This is a genomic window from Pseudomonas sp. IT-347P (assembly GCF_949768005.1).
Classification (GTDB): Bacteria; Pseudomonadota; Gammaproteobacteria; order Pseudomonadales; family Pseudomonadaceae; genus Aquipseudomonas.
Genome location: NZ_CATKPQ010000011.1, coordinates 368,251 through 390,221, shown reverse-complemented (window position 1 = coordinate 390,221; position 21,971 = coordinate 368,251). Strand labels below are relative to the sequence as shown.

At 58.4% G+C, this 21,971-nt stretch carries 19 protein-coding genes and 1 pseudogene; 17 read left to right on the top strand and 3 right to left on the bottom strand.

Features of this window, described 5'->3' with window-relative positions; translation table 11 throughout:
- The first annotated feature begins 5 nt into the window (after window positions 1-5).
- From aat to infA, 3 genes are all read left to right on the top strand, one after another.
- Complete coding sequence (aat, locus tag ACM6IV_RS05720; RefSeq protein WP_414869081.1) at window positions 6-686, top strand: leucyl/phenylalanyl-tRNA--protein transferase; 681 nt, start codon at window positions 6-8, stop codon at window positions 684-686.
- A 57-nt stretch (window positions 687-743) separates the two neighbouring features.
- The gene (locus ACM6IV_RS05715; protein WP_414869080.1) at window positions 744-1,451 is read left to right on the top strand and encodes an arginyltransferase; all 708 of its coding nucleotides are present in this window, start codon (window positions 744-746) and stop codon (window positions 1,449-1,451) included.
- 112 nt (window positions 1,452-1,563) lie between these two features.
- On the top strand, window positions 1,564-1,782 hold the full coding sequence (gene infA, locus ACM6IV_RS05710; protein WP_002553999.1) for a translation initiation factor IF-1: 219 nt from the start codon (window positions 1,564-1,566) through the stop codon (window positions 1,780-1,782).
- 960 nt (window positions 1,783-2,742) lie between these two features.
- Here the strand turns inward: infA and clpA are convergent.
- Both clpA and clpS read right to left on the bottom strand, forming a co-directional pair.
- The gene (clpA, locus tag ACM6IV_RS05705) at window positions 2,743-5,013 is read right to left on the bottom strand and encodes an ATP-dependent Clp protease ATP-binding subunit ClpA (protein WP_414869079.1); all 2,271 of its coding nucleotides are present in this window, start codon (window positions 5,011-5,013) and stop codon (window positions 2,743-2,745) included.
- A gap of 30 nt (window positions 5,014-5,043) precedes the next feature.
- Window positions 5,044-5,427 (bottom strand): ATP-dependent Clp protease adapter ClpS, encoded by a 384-nt coding sequence (clpS, locus tag ACM6IV_RS05700; RefSeq protein WP_011334948.1) that lies wholly within the window; start codon window positions 5,425-5,427, stop codon window positions 5,044-5,046.
- Between the two features lie 224 nt (window positions 5,428-5,651).
- Here clpS and ACM6IV_RS05695 point away from each other — a divergent pair, with 224 nt between their 5' ends.
- Complete coding sequence (locus ACM6IV_RS05695; protein WP_414869078.1) at window positions 5,652-5,933, top strand: cold shock domain-containing protein; 282 nt, start codon at window positions 5,652-5,654, stop codon at window positions 5,931-5,933.
- Between the two features lie 74 nt (window positions 5,934-6,007).
- Here the strand turns inward: ACM6IV_RS05695 and icd are convergent, their stop codons facing one another.
- Window positions 6,008-7,264, bottom strand: coding sequence for an NADP-dependent isocitrate dehydrogenase (icd, locus tag ACM6IV_RS05690; RefSeq protein ID WP_285416137.1), 1,257 nt, complete (start codon window positions 7,262-7,264; stop codon window positions 6,008-6,010).
- A 481-nt stretch (window positions 7,265-7,745) separates the two neighbouring features.
- Here icd and ACM6IV_RS05685 point away from each other — a divergent pair, with 481 nt between their 5' ends.
- From ACM6IV_RS05685 to nuoC, 13 genes and pseudogenes are all read left to right on the top strand, one after another.
- Window positions 7,746-9,971 carry an NADP-dependent isocitrate dehydrogenase gene (locus ACM6IV_RS05685; RefSeq protein ID WP_414869077.1) on the top strand — a complete coding sequence of 742 codons (2,226 nt, stop codon included), beginning with the start codon at window positions 7,746-7,748 and terminating at the stop codon, window positions 9,969-9,971.
- Window positions 9,972-10,042: 71 nt separating this feature from the next.
- Window positions 10,043-10,132: pseudogene (locus tag ACM6IV_RS05680) on the top strand (metal ABC transporter ATP-binding protein); the annotation flags it as partial.
- Between the two features lie 38 nt (window positions 10,133-10,170).
- A complete protein-coding gene (locus tag ACM6IV_RS05675; RefSeq protein ID WP_414869076.1) occupies window positions 10,171-10,617 on the top strand; it encodes an NUDIX hydrolase in 447 nt (148 codons plus the stop codon).
- Between the two features lie 59 nt (window positions 10,618-10,676).
- Window positions 10,677-11,801, top strand: coding sequence for a tRNA 2-thiouridine(34) synthase MnmA (mnmA, locus tag ACM6IV_RS05670; RefSeq protein WP_003223826.1), 1,125 nt, complete (start codon window positions 10,677-10,679; stop codon window positions 11,799-11,801).
- Window positions 11,798-12,421 (top strand): high frequency lysogenization protein HflD, encoded by a 624-nt coding sequence (hflD, locus tag ACM6IV_RS05665; RefSeq protein ID WP_122600567.1) that lies wholly within the window; start codon window positions 11,798-11,800, stop codon window positions 12,419-12,421. Before mnmA ends, hflD begins: the two co-directional genes overlap by 4 nt.
- A 126-nt stretch (window positions 12,422-12,547) precedes the next feature.
- A complete protein-coding gene (gene purB / locus ACM6IV_RS05660; RefSeq protein WP_414869075.1) occupies window positions 12,548-13,918 on the top strand; it encodes an adenylosuccinate lyase in 1,371 nt (456 codons plus the stop codon).
- A gap of 86 nt (window positions 13,919-14,004) precedes the next feature.
- Complete coding sequence (locus tag ACM6IV_RS05655) at window positions 14,005-15,174, top strand: cupin domain-containing protein (protein WP_123450774.1); 1,170 nt, start codon at window positions 14,005-14,007, stop codon at window positions 15,172-15,174.
- Window positions 15,167-15,592, top strand: a complete 426-nt coding sequence (locus ACM6IV_RS05650) for a GNAT family N-acetyltransferase (protein WP_414869074.1) — start codon at window positions 15,167-15,169, stop codon at window positions 15,590-15,592. Before ACM6IV_RS05655 ends, ACM6IV_RS05650 begins: the two co-directional genes overlap by 8 nt.
- A 216-nt stretch (window positions 15,593-15,808) precedes the next feature.
- A complete protein-coding gene (locus ACM6IV_RS05645; RefSeq protein ID WP_414869073.1) occupies window positions 15,809-16,570 on the top strand; it encodes a secretin N-terminal domain-containing protein in 762 nt (253 codons plus the stop codon).
- 475 nt (window positions 16,571-17,045) lie between these two features.
- Complete coding sequence (aceA, locus tag ACM6IV_RS05640; protein ID WP_016775277.1) at window positions 17,046-18,371, top strand: isocitrate lyase; 1,326 nt, start codon at window positions 17,046-17,048, stop codon at window positions 18,369-18,371.
- 643 nt (window positions 18,372-19,014) lie between these two features.
- A complete protein-coding gene (locus ACM6IV_RS05635; protein ID WP_003223812.1) occupies window positions 19,015-19,428 on the top strand; it encodes an NADH-quinone oxidoreductase subunit A in 414 nt (137 codons plus the stop codon).
- Between the two features lie 10 nt (window positions 19,429-19,438).
- A complete protein-coding gene (locus tag ACM6IV_RS05630; RefSeq protein WP_003223809.1) occupies window positions 19,439-20,113 on the top strand; it encodes a NuoB/complex I 20 kDa subunit family protein in 675 nt (224 codons plus the stop codon).
- A gap of 73 nt (window positions 20,114-20,186) precedes the next feature.
- The gene (gene nuoC, locus ACM6IV_RS05625) at window positions 20,187-21,971 is read left to right on the top strand and encodes an NADH-quinone oxidoreductase subunit C/D (RefSeq protein ID WP_414869072.1); all 1,785 of its coding nucleotides are present in this window, start codon (window positions 20,187-20,189) and stop codon (window positions 21,969-21,971) included.

Here is a 21,971-nt window from a genome sequence, read left to right as displayed (position 1 = left end):
ATGCCATGCTGACTTGGTTACAACGTAATTCCCTGACTTTTCCGCCACTGGAAAAGGCCATGCGCGACCCTAACGGCTTGCTCGCCGCCGGTGGCGATCTGTCGGCCGATCGACTGATCCAGGCTTATCGCCATGGCTGCTTTCCATGGTTTTCCGAGGGTCAGCCAATCCTCTGGTGGTCGCCGGACCCGCGCACAGTGTTGTTTCCCGACGAACTGCATGTTTCGCGCAGCCTCGGCAAATTGTTGCGCCAGGAACGCTATCAAGTGACCTTCGATCAGGACTTCGAGGCCGTGATCCGCGCCTGCGCTGCGCCACGGGATTACGCTGACGGCACCTGGATCACCGAAGCCATGCAGGACGCTTACGTCGAATTGCATCGACGTGGCTTCGCCCATTCAGCGGAGGTCTGGGACCAAGGTGAACTGGTCGGTGGCCTGTACGGCTTGGCGATGGGCCAATTGTTTTTCGGCGAATCGATGTTCAGCCGCGCCGACAATGCCTCGAAATTCGGCTTTGCCACCCTGGTGCAACACCTGAAACACTCGGGGTTCGTGCTGATCGACTGTCAGATGCCGACCGATCATCTGCACAGCCTCGGCGCCCGAGCGATTCCTCGTCACGAATTCGCCGATTATCTGGCCCGCCACCTGGATCAACCCAATCGCGCCACCTGGGTTTGCTGAGCGACTTTGGCGCGCGTGGCTTACACTTAATTCACCAGCTTATCCCGAGGGTTGATCATGACCGAGTTGGCGCGTTTGAAGTTCTATGCCACTCAGCCTCACTCTTGCAGTTATCTGCCCGAGGAGCAGGCCACGACCCTGTTTCTCGATCCGAGCCAGCCCATGGATGTGCATGTCTACGCAGACCTGTCGGAAATGGGCTTTCGTCGCAGCGGCGATCATCTGTACCGCCCGCATTGCCAGAACTGCAATGCGTGCGTGCCTGCGCGCATCCCGGTGGCGCAATTCACGGCCAATCGCCAGCAGAAACGGATTTTAAAGCGCAACGCGGACCTACAGGTGCGCCCGGCCAAACCGCAATTCAGTGAAGAATACTTCGACCTGTACCAGCGTTACATCGAACAGCGTCACGCCGACGGCGACATGTACCCGCCAAGCCGTGATCAATTTGCGACGTTTCTGGTCCGCGATCTGCCCTTCTCGCGCTTTTACGAGTTCCGACTCGACGGACGGCTGCTCGCTGTGGCAGTGACCGATTTGCTGCCGAACGGTTTGTCAGCGGTGTACACCTTTTACGAACCGGCCGAAGAGCGCCGCAGCCTTGGCCGATTTGCCATCCTCTGGCAAATCGCCGAGGCACAGCGTCTCGGGCTTGAGGCGGTGTACCTCGGTTACTGGATCAAGAACTGCAAAAAGATGAGCTACAAGACCCAATATCGCCCCATCGAACTGCTGATTAATCAGCGTTGGGTCATCCTCAACTAAACCCAAGCCGTAAACCCCTTGGCGTAAACCCCATTTTTCGGGCACAATGCACGCCGCTTTTGCCTGGCGCAGTTGCACCGGGCCATTCATTGGATACCGAGGGCTTTACTGCATGTCGAAAGAAGACAGCTTCGAAATGGAAGGCACTGTCGTCGACACCCTGCCCAACACCATGTTTCGTGTGGAGTTGGAAAATGGGCACGTCGTAACCGCGCATATTTCCGGCAAGATGCGCAAGAACTACATTCGTATTCTTACCGGTGACAAAGTGCGCGTCGAGCTGACGCCCTATGACTTGAGCAAAGGGCGCATCACTTACCGCGCTCGTTAATCAAGTCAATACAGAACGCCCGGTTTATGCCGGGCGTTTTTGTATCTGCGTTTTGGGATTGGGGATTGGGGGCACATCCGTTGCTGCGGGTGTTGCCGCTGGCGGTTTCGCTCTTACAGCGAGTCACCTTTTCCAAACGCCGAAAAGGTAACCCAAAAGGCTTTGCCCCGGCGTACGGCACTTCGCTGAGGCTCAGTGTTCCCTCGCTACGGTGCCCATCCGGGGGCATCGCCTACGGTTTGCTTCGCTGCACCTCCTCTCGATGTGTGCGGCTGCGCCGCACGGCGCTGCGCGCCTACCCCCGGATGAACACCTACGCTCGGCCTGCCGAAGGGGCAAAAAATCAAAAGCCAAAGCCAAAGCCAAAGCAAGATCACAAACCAGATCAAAAGCCCCTCACCCTAGCCCTCTCCCGGAGGGAGAGGGGACTGATCGAGGTGTTTGGGAGAGGTACGCCGACGTGCGATACCGCGTTGAACGCAGATCTTGAAAAGCCCACAAATCGGCCCCCTCTCCCTAGGGAGAGGGCTGGGGTGAGGGGCAGCCACAACGCAAATCAAAAGCCGAACACCCGCTCTTCACCAATCAATAGGCCGAGTGTCAGCTCGCCTGCTCTTGATCTTGATCCACGGGCGACGTCGGAAGGCTGAGTGGAGGGATTGATCCGGGCATGGGAGCGCAGCGACCGTTTGGCGCAGCCAAACACAGCGAAAGGAGGTGCAGCGAAGCAAACCGGAGACGCTGCGCCCGGATCGATCCCGCAGCGAAGGAACCCCGAGCCTCAGCGAGCGGGCCGAACGTAGGAGCAAGCGTTTTTTGCTTACTTTTTTTGGCGTTTGAAAAAAAGTGAGTCGCCGTAAGGGCGAAACCCTAAGCCGCCGTTACCGAAGCAACGGATATTCACACAAAAATACCAGACAACAAAAAGGCGCCCGAAGGCGCCCTCTTGATCCAAGGCCCTCAGGCCATTTCCGCGGTAGTCTCGAAGTCAAACGTCAACTCACCATCCTTGATGTCGATGTGAACCACACCGCCATGCTCGGCCAGCTCGCCAAACAGAATCTCCTCCGCCAGCGGACGCTTGATCTTGTCCTGGATCAAACGCGCCATCGGCCGCGCGCCCATCGCCGAGTCATAACCACCCGCCGCCAGCCAGCTACGCGCGGCATCAGTGACCTCAAGCAGCACACGCTTGTCTTCCAACTGCGCCTGAAGCTCGGTAAGGAACTTGTCCACCACACTTTTGATGACCTCATGGCTGAGGCGACCAAACTGGATAATGGTGTCCAGACGGTTACGGAATTCCGGCGTGAAGCTCTTTTTGATCACTTCCATCGCATCAGACGAGTGGTCCTGATGGGTGAAACCAATCGAAGCACGCGCCGCCGTTTCGGCACCGGCGTTGGTGGTCATGATCACGATCACGTTGCGGAAGTCCGCCTTGCGCCCGTTGTTGTCGGTCAGCGTACCGTGGTCCATGACCTGCAACAGCAGGTTGAAGACTTCCGGATGCGCCTTCTCGATTTCATCGAGCAGCAACACGCAGTGCGGCTGTTTGGTGATCGCTTCGGTCAACAGACCGCCCTGGTCAAAACCGACATAACCTGGAGGCGCACCAATCAGACGCGATACGGTGTGACGCTCCATGTACTCGGACATGTCGAAACGCACCAGCTCAATCCCCAAGGCCTTGGCCAATTGCCGCGCGGCCTCGGTTTTACCAACACCGGTCGGACCTGCGAACAGGAACGAACCAACTGGCTTGTCCGGCGATTTAAGCCCGGCACGGGACAGCTTGATCGCAGTCGACAACGAATCGATCGCTGCGTCCTGACCAAACACCGTCAGCTTCAGGTCACGCTCCAGGTTACGCAACAGTTCCTTGTCGGAACTGGTGACGTGTTTCGGCGGAATCCGTGCGATTTTCGCCACGATATCTTCGACCTGCGGCACTTCGATACGCTTGACGCGCATCTCCAGCGGTTGCAGGCGCTGGTAGGCACCCGCCTCGTCAATCACGTCGATGGCCTTGTCCGGCATATGCCGGTCATTGATGTAGCGCGACGCCAGCTCAGCAGCAGCGCGCAACGACTCATCGCTGTATTCAATGTTGTGGTGCTGCTCGAAACGCCCTTTCAGGCCGCGCAGGATACCGATGGTGTCTTCCACCGAAGGCTCGACGACATCGACCTTCTGGAAGCGCCGCGCCAAGGCACGGTCCTTCTCGAAGATGCCGCGAAATTCCTGGAACGTGGTCGAGCCGATGCAACGGATGTCGCCAGACGACAGCAGCGGCTTGAGCAGGTTCGAAGCATCCATCACGCCACCAGACGCAGCGCCGGCACCGATGATGGTGTGAATTTCGTCAATGAACAGGATCGCTTGCGGACGCTTTTTCAGTTCATTGAGCAGCGCCTTGAAGCGCTTCTCGAAATCACCGCGATACTTGGTCCCCGCGAGCAGAGCGCCAAGGTCGAGCGAATAAACAACGCTATTGGCCAGCAGGTCCGGCACCTGGTTGTCGACAATACGCTTGGCCAGACCTTCGGCAATCGCGGTTTTGCCCACGCCTGCTTCACCGACCAGCAGCGGATTGTTTTTGCGCCGACGCGCGAGAATCTGCGCGACACGTTCGACTTCCGATTCGCGCCCGACCAGCGGATCGATGCGCCCCTGGCGCGCGAGTTCGTTGAGGTTGCTGGCATAAGCATCCAGAGGATTGCCTGAAGAAGAAGACTCACCGCCCTCGTCGTCCTGCATATCTTGTTCACCTTCAGAGTGATCGCCATGCCCCGGTACTTTGGAGATGCCGTGAGCGATGTAATTGACGACATCGATGCGCGCAACGCTCTGCTGTTTCAGCAGGAACACTGCCTGACTCTCTTGCTCACTGAAGATTGCAACCAACACATTGGCGCCGGTTACTTCGCGTTTGCCCGAGCTCTGTACGTGGAAAACAGCACGTTGCAGTACACGCTGAAAGCCCAGGGTTGGCTGGGTTTCGCGATCTTCGTCATGAACGGGGATCAAAGGCGTGGTGGAGTCGATGAACTCCTGCAGGTCGTGCTTGAGTTTATCGAGGTTTGCGCCGCAGGCACGCAAAACGGTGGCGGCAGCCTCATTGTCCAATAGGGCCAACAGAAGGTGTTCGACGGTCATGAATTCATGACGTTTCGAACGAGCCTCCTTGAAGGCTAGATTGAGGGTGACTTCGAGCTCGCGGTTTAACATAGCTTCACCTCATACCCAAGTGGTCGGCGATTAACCGTCCTTCTCGATTTCACAGAGTAGCGGATGCTGGCTTTCCCTGGCGTACTGGTTGACCTGCATGGCCTTTGTCTCGGCGATGTCGCGGGTAAACACTCCACATACTGCCCGCCCTTCTGTGTGGACGGCCAGCATGACCTTGGTCGCCAGCTCGCGATTCAGGTTAAAAAACACCTCGAGCACTTCGACGACGAAATCCATCGGTGTGTAGTCATCGTTGAACAAAACCACCTTGTACATCGGCGGCGCCTGTAACGCAGGCTTTGCTTCCTGAACAGCAACGCCTGCCGAATCGTCGTCGTGCTCCTGTGGAAGATCCTTTTGGAGAAGCGGGCGATCCTGATTGAATGTTAGTCGAATCTGGCTGATTGCATGCATGGAAAGAAAGGTTCGTCAGTTGTGCAAATACAGTGGTGGGGGCGGTTGTCCACGTTTTCAACTCCGACTGCCCGGTCACCTTGACTATCGGGAAAACGGTGTTACAACCAATAGAGCCCACAGTGGGTAAAAAAGATCCGCGGAGTCAATTCTTTTCACGAATAAGATTGCGGATGAACTGGATGATACTCCAGCGATGGAGTCTGTTGCAGAGGGATTTGAGCATGGCTGTCGGCAAGGTGAAATGGTTCAACAATGCCAAGGGATTCGGCTTTATCAATACCGACGCCCGTGAAGGCCGCGATGAGGATGGCAAGTTAATTGATTTCTTTGCTCATTACTCCGCCATCGACATGGACGGGTACAAAACCCTGAAAGCGGGTCAGGAAGTGAAATTCGAAATCGTGCAAGGCCCCAAAGGCCTCCACGCAGTAAAGATCTGCACGGCCGACGAGGTCAAAGAAGCGACCCCGGCCACCCCCGCAGCGCAAACGGTATCCAGCTGACGCCTCAGAACCTTCAGCCATAAAAAACCGCCTGACTCAACGACGAATCAGGCGGTTTTTTTTGTGCCCGCGTTTTACATATGCGAAATCAGCGCATCCCCGAAGCCCGAAGACGAAACCAGCTTCGCCCCGTCCATCAAACGCTCGAAGTCATAGGTCACGGTCTTGGCACCAATGGCGCCGTTGGTGCCCTTGATGATCAGATCCGCCGCTTCGGTCCAGCCCATATGGCGCAGCATCATCTCGGCCGAGAGAATCAGCGAACCCGGGTTGACCTGATCCTTGCCGGCGTACTTCGGCGCGGTACCGTGGGTGGCTTCGAACATCGCCACGGTGTCGGACAGGTTGGCGCCCGGCGCGATACCGATACCGCCCACTTCCGCCGCCAGGGCGTCGGAGAGGTAGTCGCCGTTGAGGTTAAGGGTGGCGATCACATCGTATTCGGCCGGGCGCAGCAGGATCTGCTGGAGCATGGCGTCAGCGATGGCGTCCTTGACCACGACGTTCTTGCCGGTTTTCGGGTTCTTGAACTGCATCCACGGGCCGCCGTCGAGCAGGGTCGCGCCGAACTCTTCGGCCGCCACTTCATAGGCCCACTCTTTGAAGGCACCTTCGGTGAACTTCATGATGTTGCCTTTGTGCACGATGGTCAGCGAATCGCGGTCGTTGTCGACCACATATTGCAGGGCCTTGCGCGCCAGACGCTTGGTGCCTTCACGCGAAACCGGCTTGACGCCGATACCGCAGTTTTCGTCGAAACGGATCTTGGTGACACCCATTTCTTCTTTGAGGAATTTGATGACCTTGGTGGCTTCCGGCGAACCGGCCTTCCACTCAATGCCCGCATAGATGTCTTCGGAGTTCTCGCGGAAGATGGTCATGTCGACGTCGCCAGGCTTTTTCACCGGGCTTGGCACGCCTTCGAACCAGCGCACCGGGCGCAGGCAGACGTACAGGTCGAGCTGCTGACGCAGGGCCACGTTGAGCGAGCGAATGCCGCCGCCAACAGGGGTGGTCAGCGGACCTTTGATGGAAACCACGTAATCCTTGACCGCATCGAGGGTTTCCTGAGGCAGCCAGGTGTCCTGATCGTAAACCTGAGTGGCTTTTTCCCCGGCGTAGACCTCCATCCAGGAAATCTTGCGTTTGCCGCCGTATGCCTTTTGAACTGCAGCATCGACAACCTTGATCATCACCGGGCTGATGTCGACACCAATGCCGTCACCTTCGATGAAGGGGATGATCGGGTTATCAGGAACATTGAGAGAATGGTCTGCATTGACGGTGATTTTGTCGCCGACGGCTGGAACCTGAATCTTCTTGTAACCCATGCTGAACTCCATTGTTTGGATTGAACATCTGGCTTGGTTCGAGCGTAACCCAGTTAAATCAACACGCAAACCCTCTGTTCGTGGCGCGGCTACATCTGGTTTCGTACAAGCCTGAAAGCAAAGGGAAAAGCGCCAAACTCAAGCATTCGCGACGACTCTACGCCCCACCCCGCCCTGCGACCTTTAGACCAATGGACGAGAATCGTTGCATATGAACCATCGGCAGATTGCCAGCTACCTATGTATAATGCCGCCCGCTGACCACAGGGTCACGACGGCTGGCCTCTCTAGCACGAGACTTTCCGCCTGATTGGTCGGGTTGTTACCGCAGTCCGACTGCTTGACGCTCTACTGATGCACCCAACATCACCGCGAAGAATCTCGACATTCGGTTCATGGATGACTTTGAACGAACGCGCTTACCCGGCGCCCCTCGAGTTTCTGCGCACGCTTTAGCAAAGAAGAGAGAGTTAATCCGAATATGCCCACCCGCTCGAAGATCATCTATACCTTCACCGACGAAGCTCCAGCCCTCGCCACCTATTCCCTGCTGCCGATCATCGAGGCTTACACCGCCTCGGCCGATATCGCCGTGGAAACCCGCGATATCTCTCTTGCAGCACGCATCCTGGCCAGCTTCCCCGAGCAACTGGGCGACAAAGCCGTAGCCGACCACCTCGCCGAACTGGGCGACCTGGCCGTTACACCTGAAGCCAACATCATCAAGCTGCCGAACATCAGCGCTTCGGTGCCACAGCTGCAAGCCGCAATCAAAGAGCTGCAAGCTCAGGGTTACAACCTGCCGGACTATCCGGAAACCGTGACCAGCGACGCCGAGAAAGATGCCAAGGCGCGTTACGACAAGGTCAAGGGCAGCGCCGTGAACCCGGTTCTGCGCGAAGGCAACTCCGATCGTCGCGCACCGCTGTCGGTTAAAAACTATGCGCGCAAGCACCCGCACAAAATGGGCGCCTGGGCCAAAGACTCCAAGTCCCACGTCGCTCACATGAGCACCGGCGATTTCTACGGCAGCGAAAAAGCTGCCCTGATCGACGCCGCTGACGCCGTGAAGATCGAGCTGATCGCCAAAGACGGCACCGCAACCGTTCTGAAAGAAAAAACCACCGTTCAGGCCGGTGAGATCCTCGACTGCGCCGTGATGAGCAAAAACGCCTTGCGCGCGTTCATCGCTGCTGAAATCGAAAGCGCCAAGGCGCAAGGCGTGCTGCTCTCGGTGCACCTGAAAGCGACCATGATGAAAGTCTCCGACCCGATCATGTTCGGCCAGATCGTTGCCGAGTTCTATAAAGATGCTCTGACCAAGCACGCTGACGTGCTGGCCGAGATCGGCTTCAACCTGAACAACGGCATCGGCGATCTGTACGCACGCATCAAGGCCCTGCCGGCCGAGCAGCAAGCGCAGATCGAAGCCGACATGGCCGCGGTCTACGCTGCTCGCCCATCGCTGGCGATGGTCAACTCCGACAAAGGCATCACCAACCTGCACGTGCCAAGCGACGTGATCGTCGACGCCTCGATGCCGGCGATGATCCGTGACTCCGGCAAGATGTGGGGCACCGACGGTCAGCTGCACGACACCAAGGCCGTGATCCCGGATCGTTGCTACGCGACCATCTACCAGGCCGTGATCGAAGATTGCAAAGCCAATGGCGCTTTCGATCCGACCACCATGGGCAGCGTGCCGAACGTTGGCCTGATGGCGAAGAAAGCCGAAGAGTACGGTTCGCACGACAAGACTTTCCAGATCAAGGCTGACGGCGTGGTTCGCGTCACCGACAGCAAGGGCAAGCTGCTGATGGAACAGGCTGTTGAAGCCGGCGACATCTTCCGCATGTGCCAGACCAAAGACGCGCCGATCCAGGACTGGGTCAAACTGGCCGTCAACCGTGCTCGCGCAAGCAGCACGCCAGCAATCTTCTGGCTCGACCCAATGCGCGCTCACGATGGCGTAGTGATCGAGAAAGTTCAGGCCTACCTGAAGGATCACGACACCACCGGCCTGGACATCCAGATCATGGCGCCGGTCGACGCTATGAAGTACACCCTGCAGCGCACCCGCGAAGGCAAGGACACCATTTCGGTGACCGGCAACGTCCTGCGCGACTACCTGACTGACTTGTTCCCGATCATGGAACTGGGCACCAGCGCCAAAATGCTGTCGATCGTGCCGCTGATGAACGGCGGTGGACTGTTCGAAACCGGTGCCGGCGGTTCGGCTCCGAAGCACGTGCAGCAACTGGTTGAAGAAAACTTCCTGCGCTGGGATTCGCTGGGCGAGTTCCTCGCACTGGCAGCGTCCCTCGAGCATTTGGGTGTGAACTACAACAACCCGAAAGCGCTGGTGCTGTCGAAAACCCTGGATCAGGCGACTGGCCAGTTCCTCGACAACAACAAGTCGCCATCGCGCAAAGTCGGCAACATCGACAACCGCGGCAGCCACTTCTACCTGGCGATGTACTGGGCTCAGGCCCTGGCCGCCCAGACTGAAGATACTGCACTGCAAGCGCAGTTCGCGACGTTGGCCAAAACCCTGACCGAGAACGAAGCAACCATCGTTGCCGAGCTCAACGCCGTTCAGGGCAAGCCAGTCGACATCGGCGGTTACTACCACGCCAATGCCGAGCTGATCAGCAAGGCCATGCGCCCAAGCGCAACCCTCAACGCGGCGATTGCTGCGCTGGTTTAAGGTTGTAATGGGAACATCACAAACCCCGGCCCTGTGCCGGGGTTTGTGTTTCCAGAGTTCACTCTTCCCCTGTGGGAGCGAGCTTGCTCGCGAAGGCGGCGGGTCAGTCAACGAAAATGTTGAATGATAAACCGCATTCGCGAGCAAGCTCGCTCCCACAATGGGAATGAGTTTCAACCAATAGATTGAGGAAGGTTTTATGGAATGGCTCCCCCACATCACCGTCGCCACCATCGTCGAGGACAACGGCCGCTTTCTGATGGTTGAAGAGCACAAAGCCGGGCGCAACGTGCTCAACCAGCCCGCCGGCCATCTCGACCCGGACGAAACCCTGATCGATGCCGCCGTGCGCGAAACCCTCGAAGAAACCGGTTGGGACGTCGAACCCACCGGCGTGATCGGCATTTACCTGTACACCGCGCCGAGCAATGGCGTGACCTACCAGCGCGTATGCTTCAGTGCCAAAGCCGTGCAACACCACCCCGATTACCAACTCGACGACGGCATCGTCGGCGCCAAGTGGCTGACCCGTGACGAATTAATCGCCCAGCGCGACCACTGGCGCAGCGAGCTGATCATCCGTTGCATCGACGATTATCTGGCCGGTCATCACTTCAGCCTCGAACTGATCCGCCCTTCTCTTTAGCCTTGAGGCCGCGAGCCTGCTAGAATCGCGTCCTTTTTCAAGACACTCATTGAATCCCTATGCGTGATCCAGCCCCTTCTGACACATCCAAGAAGCGCGTCATTGTCGGCATGTCCGGCGGCGTGGACTCTTCCGTTTCCGCTCTCCTGCTGATCGAGCAGGGCTATGAAGTGGAAGGCCTGTTCATGAAGAACTGGGAAGAAGACGACGGAACGGAATACTGCACTGCCATGGACGACCTGGCGGATGCCCAGGCTGTCTGCGACAAGATCGGCATCAAGCTGCACACCGCCAACTTCGCCGCCGAGTACTGGGACAACGTGTTCGAGCACTTCCTCGCCGAATACAAGGCCGGTCGTACGCCGAACCCGGACATCCTCTGCAACCGCGAGATCAAGTTCAAGGCATTCCTTGATTACGCCATGATGCTCGGCGCCGACCTGATCGCCACCGGTCACTACGTGCGCCGCCGTGACATTGATGGCCGCACCGAACTGCTCAAAGGCCTCGATCCGAACAAGGATCAGAGCTACTTCCTGCACGCGGTCGGCGGCGAACAGATCGCCAAGACCCTGTTCCCGGTCGGCGAACTGGAAAAGCCGGAAGTTCGGGCGATTGCCGAGAAATACGAGCTGGCGACCGCCAAGAAAAAGGATTCCACCGGGATCTGCTTCATCGGCGAGCGTCGCTTCAGCGACTTCCTCAAGCAATACCTGCCAGCGCAACCGGGCGAGATCAAGACCACCGAAGGCGAAGTCATTGGCCGTCACCACGGATTGATGTACCACACCATCGGCCAGCGTCAGGGCCTCGGCATCGGCGGTTTGAAAGACGCCGGCGATGAGCCGTGGTACGTGCTGCGCAAGGATCTCGACACCAACGAATTGATCGTCGGCCAGGGCAACAACCATCCGTGGCTGTTCTCCAGCGCCCTGCTCGCTTCGGAAATCTATTGGGTCAACCCGATCGATCTGAGCCAGCCGCTGCGCCTGACGGCGAAAGTGCGTTATCGCCAGAGCGACCAGGCCTGCACCCTGGAAAAAACCGCCAGCGGCTACCGCGCCGTGTTCGACGAACCGCAACGCGCAGTCACGCCGGGCCAGTCCGTGGTGTTTTATGACGGTGAAATCTGCCTCGGCGGCGGCGTGATCGAAGTCGCCGAGCCGTGGAGCGGCCAGGCATGAGTCCGACTCAGGAGCAACTGACGGCGCTCGGCGGTGTGTTTCTCGCCGCCGTGCTGGTCGACCGGATCGCCAAGACCGGCCAGACCAACGAGGCCGGCCTGAGCTGCATGCTCGGTAGCCTGTTGGTACGCGATCCTAAGGACACGCTCGATGTATACGGTGGCGACGACATCAATCTGCGCGAGGGTTACCGTGCGCTGATCGGTGCCCTCGAGCGCGATCCGAGCACGTTGCAGCGCGAGCCGTTGCGTTATGCCCTGTCGATGCTCGGTCTGGAGCGTCAACTGGCCAAGCGTGACGACATGCTCGATATCATCGGCAAGCGCTTGCCGCAGATCCAGTCACAGGTCGAGCACTTTGGTCCGGCCCACGAAAACGTGGTCGCGGCCTGCGGCGCGCTGTATCAGGACACCCTGAGCACCTTGCGCCAACGCATTCAGGTGCACGGCGACATGCGCAATCTGCAGCAGCCGAGCAATGCCTCGAAGATTCGCGCCCTGCTCCTCGCCGGCATTCGTTCGGCGCGCCTGTGGCGGCAGCTCGGCGGCCATCGCTGGCAGTTGGTGATCAGCCGGCGCAAGCTGCTCAAAGAGCTGTATCCGTTGATGCGCAGCGAGTAAACGCCGCGCAATAAAAGCTTTGTAGTCTGTAACGCGTAATACGCCGGTCAGTTGGCAACGGACCGGCGGATTTTTTCATGTATGATACGCGCCCCATTTCGTTGCCCGACTGTCCGAGAACACCCCATGCAGCTTTCTTCGCTCACTGCGGTTTCCCCTGTTGACGGCCGCTACGCCGGCAAAACCCAGGCCCTGCGCCCGATTTTCAGCGAGTACGGCCTGATCCGTGCCCGTGTTCTGGTTGAAGTGCGCTGGCTCCAGCGTCTGGCCGCCCACGCTGGTATCCCTGAAGTGCCAGCCTTCTCCGCCGAGGCCAACGCCGTTCTCAATGAACTGGCTGAAAACTTCTCGCTGGAGCACGCCGAGCGCGTCAAAGAGATCGAGCGCACCACCAACCACGACGTCAAAGCGATCGAATACCTGCTCAAAGAGCAGGCGGCCAAGCTGCCGGAGCTGGCCAAGGTCAGCGAGTTCATCCACTTTGCCTGCACCAGCGAAGACATCAACAACCTGTCCCACGCCCTGATGCTGCGCGAAGGCCGTGACGACGTGATGCTGCCGCTGATGCGCCAGACCGCCAACGCCATCCGCGAACTGGCCATCCGTTTCGCTGACGTGCCGATGCTGTCGCGCACCCACGGCCAACCAGCCTCCCCGACCACCCTGGGTAAAGAGCTGGCGAACGTGGTTTACCGTCTCGAGCGTCAGATCGCTCAGGTCGCTGCCGTGCCGCTGCTGGGCAAGATCAACGGTGCTGTCGGCAACTACAACGCGCACCTGTCGGCCTACCCGCAGATCGACTGGGAAGCCAACGCCCGCGCCTTCATCGAAGACGAGCTGGGCCTGAGCTTCAACCCGTACACCACGCAGATCGAGCCGCATGACTACATCGCCGAACTGTTCGACGCGATTGCGCGCTTCAACACCATCCTGATCGACTTCGACCGTGACATCTGGGGCTACATCTCCCTGGGTTATTTCAAGCAGCGCACCATCGCTGGCGAAATCGGCTCGTCGACCATGCCGCACAAAGTCAACCCGATCGACTTCGAAAACTCCGAAGGCAATCTGGGCATCGCCAACGCATTGTTCCAGCACCTGGCGAGCAAACTGCCGATCTCCCGCTGGCAGCGCGACCTGACCGACTCCACCGTACTGCGCAACCTCGGTGTCGGCTTCGCCCACAGCGTGATCGCCTACGAAGCCAGCCTCAAAGGCATCAGCAAACTGGAGCTCAACGAGCAGAAGATTGCCGCTGACCTCGACGCTTGCTGGGAAGTGCTGGCCGAGCCGATCCAGACCGTGATGCGCCGCTACAACATCGAAAACCCGTACGAGAAGCTGAAAGAACTGACCCGCGGCAAGGGCATCAGCCCTGAAGCGTTGCAGACTTTCATCGACGGCCTGGACATGCCTGCGCAAGCGAAAGCCGAGCTTAAGCAACTGACCCCGGCCAACTACATCGGCAACGCTGTAGCGCAAGCCAAACGCATCTGATCGACCGCTTGATCCGTTTGAGACGCCCGGCCGCGCCGGGCGTTTTTATTCCCGTCTGAAAAGTGCTTTTTTTCAATAGGTTACATATGAATTCCGATATTCCTCTTCAACTTCTGGGCGGCCTCACAGCACGCGAGTTCCTGCGCGACTACTGGCAGAAAAAGCCACTGCTGATCCGTCAGGCGATTCCTGACTTCGAAAGCCCGATCGACGCCGACGAACTGGCCGGCCTGGCCCTGGAAGAAGAAGTCGAATCGCGCCTGGTCATCGAGCACGGCGAGCGCCCATGGGAACTGCGTCGCGGCCCGTTTGCTGAAGATGAATTCAGCAAATTGCCGGAAAAAGAGTGGACCCTGCTGGTTCAAGCGGTCGACCAGTTCGTCCCGGAAGTCAGCGAGCTGCTGGAAAACTTCCGCTTCCTGCCGAGCTGGCGCGTTGACGACGTGATGATCAGCTTCGCCGCCCCGGGTGGCAGCGTTGGTCCGCACTTCGACAACTACGACGTGTTCTTGCTGCAGGGCCACGGCAAGCGCAACTGGAAAATCGGCCAGATGTGCGACTCCGAGAGCCCGCTGCTGCAACATGCGGATCTGCGTATCCTCGCCGAATTCCACGAGACCGAAGAGTGGGTACTGGAACCGGGCGACATGCTCTACCTGCCGCCACGCCTGGCCCACTGCGGTGTCGCCGTCGACAACTGCATGACCTATTCGGTCGGTTTCCGTGCACCGAGCGCTTCCGAAGTGCTGACTCACTTCACCGACTTCCTCAGCCAGTTCCTGACTGACGAAGAGCGCTACACCGACGCCGACGCACAGCCCGCAGCCGATCCACACCAGATTCAGCACGATGCACTGGATCGCCTGAAAGCGCTGCTTGCCGAGCACATGAGCGACGAGCGCCTGCTGCTGACCTGGTTCGGCCAGTACATGACCGAGCCGCGCTACCCGGAACTGGTGGTCGGCCCGGAAGAGATCGAAGAAGAAGACTTCCTCGCCGCTCTGCAGGATGGCGCCGTGCTGATCCGCAACCCGAGCGCGCGCCTGGCCTGGTCGGAAGTCGATGACGATCTGCTGCTGTTCGCCAGCGGCCAGAGCCGTTACCTGCCGGGCAAGCTGCGCGAACTGCTGAAGCTGATCTGCGCCGCCGACGCCCTGCACACCGACAACCTCGGTGAGTGGCTGAACGACGAAGACGGTTGCAGCCTGCTGTGCCAACTGGTCAAGCAAGGTAGCCTGGGGTTCGCCGATGAATAAGATTCGCGTACGTGTCGCAGACTGGCAGAAGGACATCGCCGAGATCCGGCGCATTCGTGAAACGGTGTTCATCGCCGAGCAATCGGTGCCACCTGAGCTGGAATGGGACGCGGATGACGCGACCGCCGTGCACTTTCTGGCGTTTGAAGGCGACTTCCCGATCGGCACCGCACGCCTGCTGCCCGATGGGCACATCGGTCGGGTGTCGGTGCTGAGAGACTGGCGCGGGATGAAGGTCGGCGATGCGCTAATGCAAGCGGTGATTGCCGAAGCAGAAGCGCGCGGCTTGAAGCAGCAGATGCTCAGCGCTCAGGTGCAGGCCACGGCGTTCTATGAGCGCCTGGGCTTCAACCTGATCAGCGAGGAATTCCTCGAAGCCGGGATTCCGCATGTCGACATGGTTAGGCATTCGGCATAAGACCGCGGCGCGGCTTTCGCGAGCAGGCTCGCTCCTACAATTGAAATGCGATTCCCTGTAGGAGTGGGCCTCCTCGCGATGACATGCCCGCAGCACACCACAAAACGCCCCGCCATCCACCGATGCCGGGGCGTTTTGCTGTCTACGATTCAACTTGCCCCACCCAAGGCCGACAAACTGGCAATATCAAGCCTTTCAAAAGCGGAGATAACGGACATGTCCCTACGCACCCTGCTCACCACCCTGCTGCTCGGTTGCAGTTTTTCGGTGATGGCAGCCACAGAAATCGTGCCCCTCAATTACCGCACCAGCACTGACATGCTGCCCATGGCGCAAGACTTCCTCGGCAAGGATGGTCAGGTCAGTGCTTACGGCAACCAGCTGATCATCAAGGCCGAACCGGACAAGATCCAGGAACTCAAGGCGCTGATCACCCAACTGGATACGGCGCCCAAGCGCTTGCTGATTACCGTCGACACCAACGAGAACAATGGCCGTGGCGACGAAGGTTATTCGGTCAATGGCGCCCAGCCAAATCAGACCCGCATCATCAGCCGCAGCACCGCCAGCCGTGAGGGCGGCGTCCAGCAAGTTCAGGCCACAGATGGCATGCCGGCGCTGATTCAGGTTGGCCAGAGTGTGCCGATCACCAATGTTCAGAGTGATTCCTACGGCGGTTACAACAGCCAGACCCAATACCGCAACGTCACCCAGGGTTTCTACGTCACCGCCAGCGTTACCGGCGACATCGTTCACCTGGCGATCACTACTAACCGTGACCGCATGAGCCAGGAACGTCCCGATGTAGTGAACGTGCAAAGCACCGACACAACTGTCAGCGGGCGCCTCGGCGAGTGGATCACTCTCGCCGGCGTCAATCGCCAGACTCAGGCCGACAAACAGGGCCTGACCCGCAGCTACTCGACTCAAGGCCGGGATGACATGACCTTGCGGGTGAAGGTCGACGCCTTGGACTAAAGCACCGAAAACTGACTGATTAGTCGTATTAGACGAAAGATGTAGTGCCTGAAAAAAAGCACTACAAAACGTTTGACGGGGTAAAAAAGCGAAGGCATGATGGCCTCGCTCCCGCTAATCAGAGGCCCTGGCAAGGGCCTTCGAAGCGCCGTTCGCACCTACCCCGCGAACCGTTTCGTGTCTGTACCGCCCACAAGGTGTGTTTGACGAGGTTGCCGACTGGAACGAAGTTGTCCCGAGGGACGGAAGCGTAAATAGGTAACCCGGCTTCACGCTGTAGACCGCACAAAGGCCCACGACGCCCGAATGCGCCCTGCAGTGCGCCACTACCTGCTCACTTCCCCTCGAGCCCATCGTTCATCCCGTCGCCTACCCCGCCGAATCCGACTTGACCACCTAAGCTTCTGGTCAGCGAGCGCAGGAATTTTCCACCGCAGAACAACTTTTCATAAAAGACGCGACGAGGTTTATCTCCATGGCACTGACACGCGAACAGCAAATTGCAGCCCTCGAAAAAGACTGGGCTGAAAACCCGCGCTGGAAAGGCGTGACTCGCACTTACTCCGCTGCTGACGTGGTCCGTCTGCGTGGCTCGGTCCAGCCTGAGCACACCTTTGCGAAAATGGGCGCCGAGAAGCTGTGGAATCTGGTTACCCAGGGTGCCAAGCCGTCCTTCCGTCCTGAGAAAGATTTCGTCAACTGCATGGGCGCCCTGACCGGCGGCCAGGCTGTTCAGCAGGTCAAGGCCGGTATCCAGGCGATCTACCTGTCGGGCTGGCAAGTGGCTGCGGACAACAACTCCGCAGAATCCATGTACCCGGACCAGTCGCTGTACCCGGTGGATTCGGTGCCAACCGTGGTCAAGCGCATCAATAACTCGTTCCGTCGTGCTGACCAGATCCAGTGGAAAGCCGGCAAGAACCCGGGCGACGATGGCTACATCGACTACTTCGCACCGATCGTGGCTGATGCTGAAGCCGGTTTCGGCGGCGTGCTGAACGCCTACGAGCTGATGAAGAGCATGATCGAAGCAGGCGCTGCCGGTGTTCACTTCGAAGACCAACTGGCTTCCGTGAAAAAATGCGGTCACATGGGCGGCAAGGTACTGGTTCCGACTCAGGAAGCCGTACAGAAGCTGACCGCTGCCCGTCTTGCTGCTGACGTTGCCGGTACGCCGACCATTATCCTGGCGCGTACCGACGCCAACGCTGCTGACCTGCTGACTTCCGATTGCGACCCGTACGACCAGCCGTTCGTGACTGGCGAGCGCACTCAGGAAGGCTTCTACAAGGTTCGCGCCGGCCTCGATCAAGCTATCGCCCGTGGCCTGGCTTACGCGCCGTACGCCGACCTGATCTGGTGCGAAACCGCCAAGCCGGATCTGGAAGAAGCGCGTCGCTTCGCCGAAGCGATCAAAAAGGAATACCCGGATCAACTGCTGTCGTACAACTGCTCGCCTTCCTTCAACTGGAAGAAAAACCTGGACGACGCGACCATCGCCAAGTTCCAGCGCGAACTGTCTGCCATGGGTTACAAGCACCAGTTCATCACCCTGGCCGGCATTCACAATATGTGGCACAGCATGTTCAACCTGGCGCACGATTACGCCCGCAACGACATGACTGCCTACGTGAAACTGCAAGAGCAGGAATTCGCTGACGCCGCCAAGGGTTACACCTTCGTGGCTCACCAGCAGGAAGTGGGCACCGGCTACTTCGACGACATGACCACTGTGATCCAGGGTGGCTCGTCCTCGGTAACCGCACTGACCGGTTCGACCGAAGAAGAACAGTTCCACTGATTCGGCTTCGCTGAGCAAACGGCCTTTGCGGATCGTATAGAAAGCTAACCGCAGAGCCGCAAAACTGACGCCCCGACTGGTTCGGGGCGTTTTTTTGCTCGAGATAATCTCCGAGACACCACCAATCCCCTGTGGGAGCGAGCTTGCTCGCGAAGGCGTCCTGCCAGTCACTATCCATGTCGAATGATGAACCGCATTCGCGAGCAAGCTCGCTCCCACAGGAAAGCCTCAGCCGCGAGACAAAACATTGATCCAGAGCGGTACAACCGTCAGAAAAATCCGCTAAAACGGACGCCGTCGCTACTTGCAGTAACGTGCAAGTAAGACAACTTCCCAACTGACCTCCCGTTAAACAGTTACAAAACCTCCGCAAACGATATCAATTATCATTTAGCCACAACTATGTTCGTTACATTCCCTACAAAACATTATTTGCACAAAACAGCCTAATGCCCGCAACGCATGGGCTGCAGGGCATTGGAGATGCGCTATGTCCTTATTCCAATAAATAATTTCGCTATAGGAATTTTACTTGCAGGGTGTTTAGCCATAAAATCAGCGCGATTGATTGCTGCGACATATCGTCACTGCCTATTTCTTTATCAAGCTCAGAGACCTTTGCTCTCTGTTAAGGATTACCAGCATGCCCGAAGCGACAGGACTCATGGCCCACAACTGGGGCTTTGCCATTTTCCTTCTGGGTGTCGTCGGCCTGTGTGCCTTTATGCTTGGCGTCTCCAGCCTCCTTGGGTCAAAAGCCTGGGGTCGCAGCAAAAACGAACCGTTCGAGTCGGGCATGCTACCTACCGGTGGCGCCCGCTTGCGGCTCTCAGCCAAATTCTATCTGGTCGCGATGCTCTTCGTGATCTTCGATATCGAAGCCCTCTTTCTCTTTGCATGGTCTGTGTCCGTCCGCGAAAGCGGCTGGACCGGATTCGTCGAAGCTCTCGTTTTCATAGCAATTCTGTTGGCAGGTCTTGTCTACCTGTTCCGAGTGGGCGCCCTTGACTGGGCTCCGGAAGCTCGTCGCAAGCGGCAGGCGAAGCTGAAACAATGAGGCTTTGGCAATGCAATACAATCTCACCAGGATCGACCCCGATGCTCCTAACGAGCAATATCCGATTGGCGAACGCGAAACCGTTTCCGATCCGTTAGAAGATCAAGTCCACAAAAACATTTTCATGGGCAAGCTGGAAGACGTGCTGAGTGGCGCGGTCAACTGGGGACGTAAGAACTCCCTGTGGCCGTACAACTTCGGCCTGTCGTGCTGCTACGTGGAAATGACCACCGCCTTCACGGCGCCCCACGACATCGCGCGCTTCGGCGCCGAGGTTATCCGGGCATCGCCGCGTCAGGCCGACTTCATGGTTATCGCCGGTACCTGCTTCATCAAGATGGCGCCGATCATCCAGCGTCTCTACGAGCAAATGCTCGAGCCGAAATGGGTTATCTCCATGGGTTCGTGCGCTAACTCCGGCGGCATGTACGACATCTACTCCGTGGTTCAAGGGGTCGACAAGTTCCTGCCCGTGGACGTCTACGTACCTGGCTGCCCGCCTCGTCCAGAAGCATTCCTGCAAGGATTGATGTTGTTGCAGGAATCGATTGGACAGGAGCGTCGGCCGCTTTCCTGGGTCGTTGGTGATCAAGGCGTCTATCGCGCCGACATGCCTTCGCAAAAGGAACAGCGCCGCGAACAGCGAATCGCAGTCACCAACCTGCGCAGCCCTGACGAAGTCTGATCCAGATCTGTTCTGACAAAGAAACGAGAAGCTGGCTTCATTCTTTACGTTGACCGAAAGCGAAAAAATAACCATGACTACAGGCAGCGCTCTGTACATCCCGCCTTATAAGGCAGACGACCAGGATGTGGTCGTCGAATTGAACAACCGTTTTGGCGCCGAAGCGTTCACCGCTCAGTCGACCCGTACCGGCATGCCGGTACTGTGGGTCGCGCGCGCCAGACTCGTCGAAGTCCTGACTTTCCTGCGCAACCTGCCCAAGCCGTACGTCATGCTCTATGACCTGCACGGCGTGGACGAGCGTCTGCGCACCAAGCGTCAAGGGCTGCCATCGGACGCCGAGTTCACCGTGTTCTATCACCTCATGTCGCTTGAGCGTAATAGTGACGTGATGATCAAAGTCGCCTTGTCCGAAAGCGACCTGAGCTTGCCTTCCGTCACCAGCATCTGGCCGAACGCCAACTGGTACGAGCGTGAAGTCTGGGACATGTTCGGCATCGACTTCAAAGGCCACCCGCACCTGTCGCGCATCATGATGCCGCCGACCTGGGAAGGTCACCCGCTGCGCAAGGACTTCCCGGCGCGCGCCACCGAATTCGATCCGTACAGCCTCAACCTCGCCAAGCAGCAGCTTGAGGAAGAAGCCGCACGCTTCCGCCCTGAAGACTGGGGCATGAAGCGTTCCGGTGCCAACGAGGACTACATGTTCCTCAACCTCGGCCCGAACCACCCTTCGGCGCACGGTGCCTTCCGCATCATTCTGCAACTGGACGGTGAAGAGATCGTCGACTGCGTGCCGGACATCGGTTACCACCACCGTGGTGCCGAGAAGATGGCCGAGCGTCAGTCGTGGCACAGCTTCATCCCATACACCGACCGTATCGACTACCTGGGCGGCGTGATGAACAACCTGCCGTACGTGCTCTCGGTCGAGAAGCTGGCCGGCATCAAGGTGCCTGAGAAGGTCGACGTCATCCGCATCATGATGGCCGAGTTCTTCCGGATCACCAGCCACCTGCTGTTCCTCGGGACTTACATCCAGGACGTTGGCGCAATGACTCCGGTGTTCTTCACCTTCACCGACCGCCAGAAGGCGTACACGGTGATCGAAGCCATCACCGGTTTCCGTCTGCATCCGGCCTGGTACCGCATCGGTGGTGTTGCCCACGACCTTCCGCGCGGCTGGGAAAAACTGGTGAAAGACTTCGTTGAATGGCTGCCAAAACGCCTCGACGAATACACCAAGGCTGCCCTGCAGAACAGCATCCTCAAGGGTCGCACCATCGGCGTCGCCCAGTACAACACCAAAGAAGCCCTGGAATGGGGCGTCACCGGTGCCGGCCTGCGTTCCACCGGTTGCGATTTCGACCTGCGTAAAGCGCGTCCGTACTCCGGCTACGAGAACTTCGAGTTCGAAGTACCGCTGGCTGCCAACGGCGATGCCTACGACCGCTGCATGGTCCGCGTCGAAGAGATGCGCCAGAGCATCAAGATCATCGACCAGTGCCTGCGCAACATGCCGGAAGGCCCGTACAAGGCGGATCACCCGCTGACCACGCCGCCGCCGAAAGAGCGCACGCTGCAGCACATCGAAACCTTGATCACGCACTTCCTGCAGGTTTCGTGGGGCCCGGTCATGCCGGCCAACGAATCCTTCCAGATGATCGAAGCGACCAAGGGCATCAACAGTTATTACCTGACGAGCGACGGCGGCACCATGAGCTACCGTACCCGGATCCGTACTCCGAGCTTCCCGCATCTGCAACAGATCCCTTCGGTGATCAAAGGCAGCATGGTCGCGGACTTGATTGCGTACCTGGGTAGTATCGACTTCGTTATGGCCGACGTGGACCGCTAA